This is a genomic window from Roseomonas sp. CECT 9278 (assembly GCF_918698155.1).
GTDB lineage: Bacteria > Pseudomonadota > Alphaproteobacteria > Acetobacterales > Acetobacteraceae > Neoroseomonas.
In genome coordinates this window covers 1-11,795 of record NZ_CAKKLX010000082.1, presented here as the reverse complement: position 1 = coordinate 11,795, position 11,795 = coordinate 1, and the positions used below count along the sequence as shown (strand labels likewise).

Annotated in this window: 11 protein-coding genes; 2 read left to right on the top strand and 9 right to left on the bottom strand. The window is 73.3% G+C overall.

Annotated elements, in window-relative coordinates; all coding sequences use genetic code 11:
- Window positions 1–49: 49 nt before the first annotated feature.
- Window positions 50–1,024: a tripartite tricarboxylate transporter substrate binding protein gene (locus LQ222_RS25350; RefSeq protein ID WP_230169662.1), complete on the bottom strand. Its 975-nt coding sequence runs from the start codon at window positions 1,022–1,024 to the stop codon at window positions 50–52.
- Window positions 1,025–1,165: 141 nt separating this feature from the next.
- Here LQ222_RS25350 and LQ222_RS25345 point away from each other — a divergent pair, with 141 nt between their 5' ends.
- Complete coding sequence (locus LQ222_RS25345; RefSeq protein ID WP_230169661.1) at window positions 1,166–2,836, top strand: formate--tetrahydrofolate ligase; 1,671 nt, start codon at window positions 1,166–1,168, stop codon at window positions 2,834–2,836.
- A gap of 197 nt (window positions 2,837–3,033) precedes the next feature.
- Here the strand turns inward: LQ222_RS25345 and LQ222_RS25340 are convergent, their stop codons facing one another.
- The 4 genes from LQ222_RS25340 to LQ222_RS25325 are packed head-to-tail and all read right to left on the bottom strand — an operon-like array spanning window position 3,034 to window position 6,656.
- A complete protein-coding gene (locus tag LQ222_RS25340) occupies window positions 3,034–3,768 on the bottom strand; it encodes an SGNH/GDSL hydrolase family protein (protein WP_230169660.1) in 735 nt (244 codons plus the stop codon).
- A gap of 2 nt (window positions 3,769–3,770) precedes the next feature.
- Window positions 3,771–4,925 (bottom strand): OpgC family protein, encoded by a 1,155-nt coding sequence (locus tag LQ222_RS25335; RefSeq protein ID WP_230169659.1) that lies wholly within the window; start codon window positions 4,923–4,925, stop codon window positions 3,771–3,773.
- Between the two features lie 52 nt (window positions 4,926–4,977).
- Window positions 4,978–5,745 carry an AAA family ATPase gene (locus LQ222_RS25330; protein WP_230169658.1) on the bottom strand — a complete coding sequence of 256 codons (768 nt, stop codon included), beginning with the start codon at window positions 5,743–5,745 and terminating at the stop codon, window positions 4,978–4,980.
- Entirely contained in the window at window positions 5,745–6,656 is a 912-nt protein-coding gene (locus LQ222_RS25325; protein WP_230169657.1) for a hypothetical protein, read from the bottom strand. Before LQ222_RS25325 ends, LQ222_RS25330 begins: the two co-directional genes overlap by 1 nt.
- A gap of 161 nt (window positions 6,657–6,817) precedes the next feature.
- Between LQ222_RS25325 and LQ222_RS25320 the strand changes: the two genes are divergently transcribed.
- Window positions 6,818–7,639, top strand: coding sequence for a hypothetical protein (locus LQ222_RS25320; protein WP_230169656.1), 822 nt, complete (start codon window positions 6,818–6,820; stop codon window positions 7,637–7,639).
- Window position 7,640: 1 nt separating this feature from the next.
- Here the strand turns inward: LQ222_RS25320 and flhA are convergent, their stop codons facing one another.
- The 4 genes from flhA to LQ222_RS25300 form a co-directional block, all read right to left on the bottom strand.
- Window positions 7,641–9,701: a flagellar biosynthesis protein FlhA gene (gene flhA / locus LQ222_RS25315; protein ID WP_230169655.1), complete on the bottom strand. Its 2,061-nt coding sequence runs from the start codon at window positions 9,699–9,701 to the stop codon at window positions 7,641–7,643.
- A gap of 3 nt (window positions 9,702–9,704) precedes the next feature.
- On the bottom strand, window positions 9,705–11,072 hold the full coding sequence (locus LQ222_RS25310; RefSeq protein WP_230169654.1) for a sigma-54 dependent transcriptional regulator: 1,368 nt from the start codon (window positions 11,070–11,072) through the stop codon (window positions 9,705–9,707).
- A gap of 2 nt (window positions 11,073–11,074) precedes the next feature.
- Window positions 11,075–11,398, bottom strand: coding sequence for a flagellar motor switch protein FliN (gene fliN, locus LQ222_RS25305; protein WP_230169653.1), 324 nt, complete (start codon window positions 11,396–11,398; stop codon window positions 11,075–11,077).
- Window positions 11,399–11,401: 3 nt separating this feature from the next.
- A partial coding sequence (locus LQ222_RS25300; RefSeq protein WP_230169652.1) for a hypothetical protein occupies window positions 11,402–11,795 on the bottom strand: 394 nt, incomplete at its 5' end.

Below are 11,795 nucleotides of genomic sequence, written 5' to 3'. Positions count from 1 at the left end.
GTGGGGGTCCGGGGGAGGGCGAAGCCCTCCCCCGCGCGCCGCCCAACGCCTACTCCGCCCGGATGTTCGCCGTCTGCACCACGCGCCGCCAGCGGTCGATTTCGGCGCGTTGGAAGGTGCTGTAGTCGGCCGCGCTGCCGGCGACGACGGTGAAGCCGATCTGTTCCAGCCGTTGGCGGCTTTCGGGGTGCTTCAGCGCGGCGGTGGCTTCGGCGTTGAGGCGCGCGAGGATGGGCGCGGGCACCGCGGCGGGGGCCATCAGGGCTTGCCAGGAGGTCACTTCGAAGTCGGCGATGCCGCCTTCGATGGCGGTCGGCACGTCGGGCAGGATGGGGTGCCGCTGGCGGGAGGTGACGGCGATCGCCTTCAGCCGCCCGCCCTGGATATGCCCGGCGACGGTGCCGAGGTTCTGGAAGGACAGTTGCACGTTGCCGGCGATCAGGTCGGTCGCCGCGGCGGCGCCGCCGCCATAGGGCACGTGGGTCGGGTCGGTGCCGGTCACCTGCTTGAACAGCTCCATCGTCAGGTGGTCGGAGGACCCGACGCCGGAGGTCGAGTAGGAGGTCCGCCCGACATTCGCCTTCAGCCAGGCCACCAGCTCGGCCATCGTGTTCACCGGCACGCGCTGCGGGTTCACCACCAGCACGTTGGGCGTCGTGACCGCCAGCGTGATGGGCGCGAATTCGCGCACCGGGTCGTAGCCGAGGTTCGGGCGCAGCGCGGCGTTGATGGCGAAGACGCCGATCGAACCCACCAGCAGCGTGTGGCCATCGGGCGTGGCGCGGGCCACCGCGCGCGCGGCGACCTCGCCATTGGCGCCGGCGCGGTTCTCGGCGACCACCGGCTGCCCGAGCGCGGCGCCCATGCGCAGCGCGATGACGCGCCCGACGATGTCCGACGGGCCGCCGGCGACGAAGGGCACGACGATGGTGACGGGTCTGGTCGGCCAGGCATCCTGGGCCTGCGATGGCAGGGCAAGGGCCGTGGCGGGCGCGGCGGCGAGCAGGCTGCGGCGGCGGATCATGGTCGTTCTCCCGGGGCGTTTGGCGGCACGATACGGCGCGTGGCACGCCTTGCGAAGCCTGGCCTGCGCCGGCGGGCTCGCCGGGCTTGCAAGCGCGCGGCACTCCCCGTAAGCGCGAAACACCTGCCTGGGGGAAAACGCATGTCCATCGACCTCGAGATCGCGCGCGCCGCGACGCTGAAGCCGATCCGCGAGATCGCCGAGCGTGCCGGCATTCCCGATGACGCGCTGGAACCCTACGGCAAGTACAAGGCGAAGGTCGGGCTCGATTTCATCGCCGCGCAGCAGGACCGCCCGGATGGCGCGCTGGTGCTGGTCACCGGCATCAGCCCGACGCCGGCCGGCGAGGGCAAGACCACCACCACGGTTGGCCTCGGCGATGCGCTGAACGCGATCGGCGTGAAGACGATGATCGCGCTGCGCGAGCCCTCGCTCGGCCCCTGCTTCGGCGTGAAGGGGGGGGCCACCGGCGGCGGCTACGCGCAGGTGCTGCCGATGGAGGACATCAACCTCCATTTCACCGGTGATTTCCACGCCATCACCAGCGCCAACAACCTGCTGGCGGCGATGGTGGACAACCACGTCTACTGGGGCAACGCGCTCGGCCTCGATGCGCGACGGATGTCGTGGCGGCGTTCGCTCGACATGAACGACCGGGCGCTGCGGTCCGTGGTGTCCTCGCTGGGCGGCGTGGCGAATGGCTTCCCGCGCGAGGACGGCTTCGACATCACCGTGGCGTCGGAAGTGATGGCGGTGTTCTGCCTGGCCAGGGACCTCGCGGACCTGCAGGCGCGGCTGGGGCGCATGATCGTGGGGCAGACGCGCGATGGGCGGTCCGTGACGGCTGCTGAATTGAAGGCCGATGGCGCCATGGCGGTGCTGCTGCGCGATGCCTTCGCGCCCAACCTGGTGCAGACCATCGCGGGGTCGCCTGCGCTGGTGCATGGCGGGCCCTTCGCGAACATCGCGCATGGCTGCAACTCCGTGATGGCGACGCGCCTGGCGCTGAAGCTGGCGGATGTGGTCGTGACCGAGGCCGGCTTCGGCGCCGACCTTGGCGCCGAGAAGTTCATGGACATCAAGTGCCGCCAGGCGGGCCTGGCACCATCCGCCTGCGTCGTGGTGGCGACGGTGCGCGCGCTCAAGATGCATGGCGGCGTCGCGAAGGCGGATCTCGGGCGCGAGGACGTGGCCGCGGTGCAGCGCGGCGTGGTGAACCTGGCGCGGCATGTCGAGAATGTCGGCAAGTTCGGCGTGCCGGTGGTGGTCGGGCTGAACCGCTTCACCGGCGACAGCGATGCCGAGATCGCGGCGGTGCAGCAGGCGATGCGTGCGCTCGGCACCGAGGCGATCCTGTGCACGCATTGGGGGGAAGGGGCGAAGGGTGCGACCGACCTCGCGCGCGCCGTGCAGGGCATGATCGCGGGCAAGCGCGCAGCCTTCGCGCCGCTCTATGCCGACCAGGTCTCGCTGGCGGGCAAGATCGAGGCCATCGCGCGCGAGGTCTATCGCGCGGCGTCGGTCGCCATCCCCGCGCCGGTGGCGCAGAAGCTCGAACGCTTCGAGAAGGACGGCCACCGCGATCTGCCGGTCTGCATCGCCAAGACGCAGTATTCCTTCAGCGCCGACCCGACGAAGCTGGGCGCGCCCGAAGGCCACGTGCTGCCGGTGCGCGAGGTGCGCCTGTCCGCGGGCGCCGGCTTCGTGGTGGCGGTGTGCGGCGACATCATGACCATGCCCGGGCTGCCGCGCGTGCCGGCGGCGGAGAGCATCCGGCTTGATGCGCAGGGACGGATCGAGGGATTGTTTTAGCCTGCCTCAGACATCGGCGCCCGCATGCGCGGGCTTGGCTTTCGCGCCATGCACTGGAGCATTGGCGGCAGCAGGTGCTCCGGGCGCGGTCGCGCTTTGCGCTCCCGGATCGCGGCTGGACAGCGATCCGCAGGGCCTCGCAGCAGCGTCGCGGCGGTCGCGCGCCAGGTGAGATCGTGCTGCAGCGGGCAACGCCGTCAGCGCCGCGCTTCCTCCACCCCGTCGCGGATGAAGGCGCCCAGCGCGCGCGCCAGGCAGTCGTTCAGCTTGTCGATCTCGGCGGCGCGGCGGTCGCGCTGCGCGCGTTCCATGTCCACCGTGCCCGCATCGGCCCAGGCGCGCATGATGTCGTAGCGGGAGAAGAACCCCGCATGCCCCGCCGCCGCCAGCATGCGCAGCGCGTCGCGATAGGGATCGACCTCGGCATTGGCGCGCAGGAAGCGGCTGTACTGGATGCCCATGATGATGGCGTCGACGCCGCGCGCATGCAGCCGCTCCAGCCCCTGGCCGATGACCGTCGCCATGTCGTCGATCGGCAGGCCGCGCACCGCTTCGGTCATGCCGGCCTGCCAGATCACCAGGTCGACCGGGGTGGCGCGCAGTGCTTCCTCGATCAGCCGCCACTGGTCGGCGGCGGTGGCGCCGCGGGTGCCGCGGACCTCGAAGCTCAGCGACAGGTCCGGGCGGCGTTCGCGCAGCATGGCCTCGAGCCGGATCGGCCAGGCCGCCGCCGGGCTGGTCACGCCCGCGCCGGTGACCGATGCCGACCCCACCGCCAGGATGCGCAGACGCCCCGTCGCGATGCCGGTGGCTGTCGCGCGCAGCGGCGGGGATTCCAGCCATTCCGCGGGCGCGCCACAGCCCGGCCCCGGCGAGGCCGCGACCGGCCACGCAAGGCTCAGCCCGACCAGCAGGGCCAGGAGGCGGCGCATGGTCAACGACTATCGCCCGCCGCCGCGCTGGGCAAGGGCGGACGGCGCGGGGCGCGCTTTTCGGCCCCGTACCAGGCGGTCAGCACCGCCAGCGCGACCAGCAGCCCGGCCCCGCCCAGGTTCACCGCCGCCTGCATCGCCCAGCGATCGTCGAATTCAAGCGCCAGGCGGGCCGCGAAGGACAGCGCGATGCCCGCGCAGAACACCGGCAGCGCCTGCTGGCCGAGCAAGGCCAGCACCAGCGCCGGCCGCGCGCGCATCCAGGCTGCGTCGCGCGGGACGCCGTGGGCGATCAGGTACGTCAAGGCCAGCATGGTCAGCAGGCGCATCGGGTGCAGGGCGGCCTTGTCGATCGCCGCCAGGAAGGGCGCGAAGCCTGGCAGCGCCGCCTGGGCGTAGTCCCACGTGAAATAGATCAGCACCGTCATCGCCGCGCCCGCCGCCAGCAGCACCCAGCACAGCGCGCCCGCCCAGGCCCGCCAGGGCACCGCCAGCGGCGCCCCGCCGGGCGGCCGGTAGCCGATCGCGCAGCCGATGAAGAACAGCAGCTGCCAGGCCAGCGGGTTGAAGAACCAGTCCTCGCCCCGCCAGGACGGCAGGGTGATGTCGAAGACACGCGCGCCCGCCCACAGCGCGGCCGACAGCCCAAGCATCAGCCACGGCCGGCGCATCAGCGGCATGGCCAGCGCGAACATCGCCAGCACCACGATGTACAGCGGCAGGATGTTCAGGAACGAAGGCTGGTAGCGCAGCAGCAGCGCCTCCAGCAGCGCGCGATACGGCTCGGCGGCGAAGGGGTCGAGGTGGAGTTCGTCGAGATACGCCGCCGCGTCCAGCCGCTCGGCCGAGAAGCCGACCTGCGCGGTGAACAGCACCAGCAGGAAGATATGCGCGACATACAGCGTGAAGACCCGCCCCATCACGCGCGACGCCGCGAAGAACCAGCCCTGCCGGTCCATCACCAGCCCATAGGCGAGGCCCGCCGCATAGCCGGCCAGCATGACGAAGGCCTCGGTCGCATCCGCCAGCGTGTAGTTGCGCGGCGTGACATAGCCGAGCCAATTGCCCGGCGTGTGGTTCACGAAGATCGCCCACAGCGCGAAGCCGCGGACGATGTCCACGCGAAGGTCGCGGTCGAGCCGGATGAGGGAGAGCATCCCCCCCGGTGAACACCGGCCCGCGCTGGCGCGCAAGCCCGCCCGGGCGCCGTCACGCGAGCGTGCGCGCGATCGCCTCGACATCCTGCGCGGCGGTGCATCCGGGGTGGCGCGTCAGCAGCGGCGCCTGGTGGCGGATGGCGTCGCGCACCTTGGCATCGCGGCGGATCACGCCGGCCAGCGGGATCTCCCGCTTCAGGAAGGTGGCGGCCGCGCGCGCCAGCGCCGCATGGGTGCGCTGCCCCCCGGCGGTGTCGCCGGCCAGGTTCACCACGATGCGCGCATCGCCACCCGGCCGGTCGCGCGCATGCAGCTTCAGCACGGCATAGGCATCGGTCAGGCTGGTGGGTTCGTCGGTGGCGACGACGAGCAGCGTGTCGGCGCTCGCGGCGATGCGCCGCTGCGGCGCCTCCAGCCCGGCGCCGAGGTCGACCACCACGCGGTCCCAGGCCGCCGCGGCCGTGCCGATGGCGGCCAGGACGGCGTCCAGCGCGGCGCCTTCAAGCGCCGCCAGCGCGCCCGAGCCCGACCGCCCGGCCAGGATGTCGATCCCCGCCGCGGCATGGCGCGCCGCCGCGGCGTCCGGGGCCAGGCGCCCGGCGATGACGGCCGAGAGGTCGTGCTCCGGCTGGAAGCCCAGCTGCACATCGACATTCGCGAGGCCGAGATCGGCATCGACCAGCAGCACGCGCGCCCCCTGCCGTGCAAGCGCCTGGGCCAGCGTGATCGCGAACCAGGTCTTGCCCACCCCCCCCTTGCCGGAGGCGACGGCAAGGACGCGCCCGCGCGCGGGCTGCGGGGTGGCGATGGCGTGGCGCATCAGGCGGCCTCCAGCGGGGGTATCGCGGCGCGGCGGGGTGCCTCAAGCCGCGCGGCCAGGCGCGCGGGCGAGAGAGGCTCCAGCCCATCCGCCACGTCCGGGCCGATGCCGCCTTCCGTGAGCAGCAGCGGCCCGGCCTCGGCGGCGGCGAGCACCGCGCCCAGGCGCCGCGCGGAATCGAGCCGCGTCGCGACCAGGTGCCGCGCGCCGAGTGCCGCGAAGGCACGCGCGAGGTCGGCGGCTTCGGCGGCATCGAGGCCGGCCGGCAGCACCAGCACGATGTCGGCCTCGGCGATGGTCGCCAGCCGCCGCAGCGCCACCGCCTGCGGCGGGTCGAAGGGGTCGCAGCCGGCGGTGTCGACCAGCACGGCCTCGGCCCGCGCGCGCCGCGCCAGCGCCTTGGCGAGCGTGGCCGGGGTAGGCGCCACCGCGAGGGTCAGCCCCAGCACGCCGGTGAAGGCCGCGAGCTGCGCCGTGGCGCCGGCGCGCTGGCCATCGGCGGTGACCACGGCCGGGTGCCCGCCGCGCATCACCAGCCGCGCCGCGAGCTTGGCGCAGGTGAGGGTCTTGCCCGCGCCGGGCGGGCCCACGAACATCACCGGGCGTTCGCGCCCCGCGGGCAGGGCCGCGAAGCCGAGCCGCGCGGCGATCGTCGCCTCCAGCGGCCCGGCGGCCAGCGCGGTGCCCAGCGCCGGCGGGATGTTGTGGAAGCCGAGCGGCCCCTGCACCGGCGCCGTCGGCGCGGCCATGGGCGGGATCAGCAGCGGTTCCTCGGGTTCGAGCGCCGCCGTGACCTCGACGCCCTGCGCCACGCGGCGCGTGCCGAGGATGATGGCCTCGGCGCCCAGTTCATCGCGCAGCAGGGCCATGGCATCGGCCATGCGGGGCGCGCGGAAGGTCTTCAGGCGCATCCGGGATGCCTCGCGCGATGCGGCGCGGCTATGCTGGCGGCGTGCGGGCCGGGAGGGCGGGCGTGGCCATCGGGCGGCGGGGATTCGCGGTGGTGTTGGCCGGCGGGGCGCAAGCCCGCGCGCAGGCGGCGCCGGCCTCCTGCGCTGGCCATGACGACCTGATGCCCGCCTTCTGGGCGGCCTATGATGCCCTGCCGCCGGGCGACGACATCACGCGCGGCCGCGCCCTGGTCGCCACCTGGTTCACGCCCATGATCGACGCCTATCGCGCGGCGCGCATCGGGCGGGTCGACCTGGCGCGATGGCTGGCGGTGTTCGATCCGGTGGCGGCGCCGGCGCGGCGCCTGTCGGCCGCGCTGCCCGCGCTGTGGTGCGCGCGCATCACGCACTTCCGCGGCGTCCTGCCGGATGCGGCGCTCGATGTCCCCGCCCTCAGCTTCGTGTCCTTCCTGAACTTCGATGCCGCGACGCGGCCCTGGCGCGGGCGTGTCGGCCTGTTCTTCGGCCTGGACATGATGGTGCTGTTGCATGGCGAGGCGGTGGGGCCGCTGCTCGATCACGAACGCTTCCACATGTACCACCACGAGGTGAACCCTTCGCTGATCCTGCCGGGCGGCGACCCGCTCTGGCTCGGCATCTGGAAGGAAGGGATGGCGGTGCACGCGACCGCGGTGCTGAACCCCGGCCTGCCGCGGCGCGCCATCTTCCTGGGCGATGCCGCGCTGGCCGAGGCCGGCCCGGCGCTGTTCCGGCGCATCGCTGCCGAATTGCCCGACCGGCTGCACGAGACCACCGGCGAGGCGCGTGCGCGATACCTGGCCCATGGCTATCGCGGCGACATCCCGGCGCGCAGCGGCTACGCGCTGGGTGCGGCGATCGTGGATCGCATCGCGCAGGGGCGCGACCTGGCGGCGCTCGCGCGCATTCCCGCAGCCGAGGCGCAGGCGCTGGTCCGCGCGCAACTCGCGGCGATGGCGCGCTGACCTACAGCGTGCCAACGGTGCGGATCCTGGCGCGCGGGTGGATCTCGGTATGCGCGAGCACCGCCGTCGAGGGACGGAAGCGTTCCACGATGGCGCGCACATGCGGGCGGATGGCGGCGGAGCACACCATCACCGGATGCTCGCCGGCATTGTTCGCGGCGTCGAACACGTCCTTCACGCGCTGCATGAAGTCGCCCAGGCGCGACGGCGCCATGGCCAGCTGGCGTTCCTCCGGCGGGCCGACCAGCGCCTCGGTGAAGGCGACTTCCCAATCGGCCGACAGCGTCACCATCGGCACATGCGTGCCCGCCCCGCGCGCCGCATCGGACAGCTGCCGCGCCAGGCGCGCGCGAACGATGGCAAGGATGCCCGGCACCGACCGCGCCCCCGCGGCGGATGCCTCCTGGATGCCTTCCAGGATGGTCGGCAGGTCACGGATCGACACGCGTTCGGCCAGCAGCGCCTGCAGCACGCGCTGGATGCCGCCCACGCCGATCATCGCCGGCACCAGGTCGGCCACCAGCTTGCGGTGTTCGGCCGGCAGGTCATCCAGCAGCTTCTGCGTCTCGGCGAAGGAGAGCAGTTCGGCCATGTTCTCGCGCACCATCTCGGTCAGGTGCGTGGCGACGACGCCGGCGGCATCGACCACGGTGCAGCCGCGCGCCAGCGCGTCCTCGCGCTGCGCTTCCTCGATCCAGAGGGCGGGCAGGCCGAAGGTCGGTTCGTTGCAGCGTTCGCCGGGCAGGTCGGGCACGCCGCCGGCCGGGTCGATGGCCAGCACCAGCGGTGGGCGCAACCGGCCGCGCCCGGCCTCGATCTCCTTCACGCGGATCGCGTAGGTGTCGGGTGAGAGCGAGAGGTTGTCCTGGATGCGGACGGAGGGCAGCACGAAGCCCATCTCCTGCGCGATGGACCGGCGCAGGCCCTTGATCTGCTCGGTCAGCCGCGGCGCGTCGCCGGCGGCCAGCGACAGCAGCCCATAGCCGAGTTCGAGGCGCAGCAGGTCCATCCGCAGCGTGTCGGCGATCGGCGGGTCGGCGGCGGCGGCGGGCGCATCGGCGGCAACCGGCGGCGCGTCGATCGCCTTCTGCTTCGCCCAGGCCGCGGCGCCCGCCGCACCGGCCAGCGCCAGGAAGGGCAGCATCGGCATGCCGGGCAGCAGCGCCATCACCCCCGCCACACCGGCCGCGATCGCAAGCGGCTTCGGCCCCGCGCCGAGCTGGCCGATCAGCATCTGGTCGGCGGTGCCCTCGGTATTGCCCTTGGTCACCACGATGCCGGCGGCGATCGAGACCAGCAGCGCGGGGATCTGGCTGACCAGCCCGTCGCCGACGGTCAGCAGCGAGAAGGTCTGCGCCGCATCGCCGAAGGCCATGCCATGCCGCGCGACGCCGATCGCCATGCCGCCCAGCAGGTTGATGAAGGTGATGATGAGCCCGGCGATGGCGTCGCCGCGGACGAATTTCGCCGCGCCATCCATCGCGCCGTAGAAGCCGGTCTCCTCCTCCAGCTCGCGCCGCCGCCGCCGCGCCTCGTTCTCGTCGATCGAACCCGCCGACAGGTCGGCGTCGATCGCCATCTGCTTGCCCGGCAGCGCATCGAGGCTGAAGCGCGCCGCCACTTCCGCGATGCGCCCCGAGCCCTTGGTGATGACCATGAAGTTCACCACCAGCAGGATGGCGAAGACGATCAGCCCCACCACCACGTCGCCGCCCATCAGGAAGCCGCCGAAGGCCGAGACCACATGCCCCGCCGCCTGCGGCCCTTCGTGGCCATGCGTCAGCACGGTGCGGGTGGTCGCCACGTTCAGCGCCAGGCGCAGCAGCGTGGTCAGCAGCAGCAGCGTGGGAAACGACGTGAAGTCGAGCGGACGCTTCAGGAACAGCGCCGTCATCAGCACCAGCACCGAGATCGTGATCGACAACGCCAGCCCGAGGTCGAGCAGCACCGTGGGCAGCGGCACCACCAGCACCACCAGCAGCGCCACCACGCCCAGCGCCAGCGTGACGTCGTTGCCGGGCTGGGCGCGCCGCAGCCAGGCCGGGATGACGAGTTCGTTCACGCGCTACCCGACCGGCAGGGCATAGGGCGGCTGGCCCGGCACCGGCGGCACGGTGGCGCCCGCCGCGCGGTATTCATGCAGCTTGTTGCGCAGCGTGCGGATCGAGATGCCGAGCATCTCCGCCGCGCGCGTCCGGTTGCCCAGGCAGTGCGACAGCGTCTCCAGGATCAGGTCGCGCTCGACCTCCTCGACGCGGCGGCCGACCAGCGCGGTGACCGGCGGCACGGCGGATGGCACGCCCGGCGCGACCGCTTCGGCATGCAGCGCCGGCGCGGCTTCCAGCAGGTCGATCGCCTCCGGCCCGATGGCGTGGCCCTCGGCCAGCAGCACGGCGCGGTGCAGCGTGTTCTCCAGTTCGCGCACATTGCCCGGCCAGGGATGGGCCAGCAGCAGCGCCTCGGCGGCGGGCAGCAGGCCGCGTTCGGGCAGGCCATTGGCGCGCGCGTAGCGTTCGGCGAAGTGGCGCGCCAGCGGCAGGATGTCCCCGCGGCGTTCACGCAGCGCGGGGATGCGCAGGCGCACCACCGCCAGGCGGAAATACAGGTCCTCGCGGAAGCGCCCGCGCGCCACTTCGGTGGCGAGGTCGCGATGCGTCGCTGCCAGGATGCGGACATCCACCTTCACCGGGGCGGAGCCGCCCAGCCGGTCGATCTCGCGTTCCTGGATGGCGCGCAGGATTTTTGCTTGTAGCCGCGGGTCCATCTCGCCGATCTCGTCGAGCAGCAGGGTGCCGCCCTCGGCCTGTTCGAACTTGCCCTTGCGGGAGGCGACGGCGCCGCTGAAGGCACCCTTCTCGTGGCCGAACAGCTCGGATTCCAGCAGGGCTTCGGGCAGCGCCGCGCAGTTCAACGCCACGAAGGGGCCGCGCGCGCGGCGCGAGGCGGCGTGGATGTGGCGCGCCAGCACCTCCTTGCCGGTGCCGCTCTCGCCCATGATGAGGACCGAGGCCTCGGCGCGCGCCACCTGCTCGGCCCGCGCCAGCAGCGCGGCCATCCCCGGATCCTGCACGACCGGCCGGTCGGGTTCGCCCGCCACAGCCTGCAGCATGGCGGCGATCAGGTCGGCATCGGGCGGCAGCGGCAGGAAATCCTTCGCCCCGGCCTGGATGGCGCGCACCGCGGCATCGGCATCCTGCGGGCGGCCGCAGGCGATGACCGGGCAGGCGATGCGTTCGCCCGCGAGCTGCGCCACCAGCCAACCCACGTCGTGGCGCACATCGCACAGCACCAGGTCGGCGCCGTCCGCGCGCAGGCGCGCCAGCCCGGCGGCGGCGCCCTCGGCGGTGGCGATCCGCGCGCCGCGCGCGGCGGCGATGCGCGCGGCGGTGCCGAGCTCCGCCTCCAGCGATCCGATGACGAGGACGCGCGCCATGCTCAGACCCCCCGGTCCGACTTCACGATCTCGGTCATGGTGACGCCCAGCCGGTTGTCGTCGACCATCACCACCTCGCCGCGCGCGACCAGGCGGTTGTTGACGTAGATGTCCACCGCCTCGCCCAGCTTGCGGTCCAGTTCCACCACCGCGCCGCGGCCGAGCTTGAGCAGCTGCGACACCTGCATGGTGGCGCGCCCCAGCACGGCGGAGATCTGCACCGGGATGTCGTAGACCGCTTCCAGCTCCCGCACCGGGCCGGCGGCGGCCTGGCGCGCTTCCTCGCTGGCGGCCGACAGCGGTTCGAAATTCGTATTGCCCGACATGGTCTACTCCCTGGGGCCGAGGCCGGCCGCTTCCAGAACGCCGCGGATCGCCTGGCGCCGCGCCGCGAGATCGAGCGTCGCGCCGCCCGACCGCCATTCGGCGCGCGCATCGCCCGCGGCCAGGCCGGCGTCCTCCGCGATGGCGATGCCGTCGCCGAGCAGCTCGCGCGTCGCATCGACAAAGCCTGGCGCCACCAGCAGCCGCGCCTCGGGCGCGCCTTCCAGCATCGGCCGCAACCGCTGCGCGAAGCCCGCCGCCAGCGCGCCGCCATGGCCCGCGGCGAGGCCCGGCAGCGCCGCATCCAGCATCGCGAGGGCGAGCCGCGCGACCTCCTCGGCGGCGTCGCGCGCGGCCGCGGCTGCGGCGGCGTGGCCGGCGGCGAGCGCCGTGGCGGCC

Coding starts and splice junctions, on each gene's coding strand:
- fliN (WP_230169653.1), bottom strand. CDS start 11,398: ATGTCGGGCAATACGAATTTCGAACCGCTGTCGGCCGCCAGCGAGGAA.
- LQ222_RS25320 (WP_230169656.1), top strand. CDS start 6,818: ATGCCCGCCTTCTGGGCGGCCTATGATGCCCTGCCGCCGGGCGACGAC.
- LQ222_RS25325 (WP_230169657.1), bottom strand. CDS start 6,656: ATGCGCCTGAAGACCTTCCGCGCGCCCCGCATGGCCGATGCCATGGCC.
- LQ222_RS25345 (WP_230169661.1), top strand. CDS start 1,166: ATGTCCATCGACCTCGAGATCGCGCGCGCCGCGACGCTGAAGCCGATC.
- LQ222_RS25330 (WP_230169658.1), bottom strand. CDS start 5,745: ATGCGCCACGCCATCGCCACCCCGCAGCCCGCGCGCGGGCGCGTCCTT.
- LQ222_RS25310 (WP_230169654.1), bottom strand. CDS start 11,072: ATGGCGCGCGTCCTCGTCATCGGATCGCTGGAGGCGGAGCTCGGCACC.
- LQ222_RS25335 (WP_230169659.1), bottom strand. CDS start 4,925: ATGCTCTCCCTCATCCGGCTCGACCGCGACCTTCGCGTGGACATCGTC.
- LQ222_RS25340 (WP_230169660.1), bottom strand. CDS start 3,768: ATGCGCCGCCTCCTGGCCCTGCTGGTCGGGCTGAGCCTTGCGTGGCCG.
- LQ222_RS25350 (WP_230169662.1), bottom strand. CDS start 1,024: ATGATCCGCCGCCGCAGCCTGCTCGCCGCCGCGCCCGCCACGGCCCTT.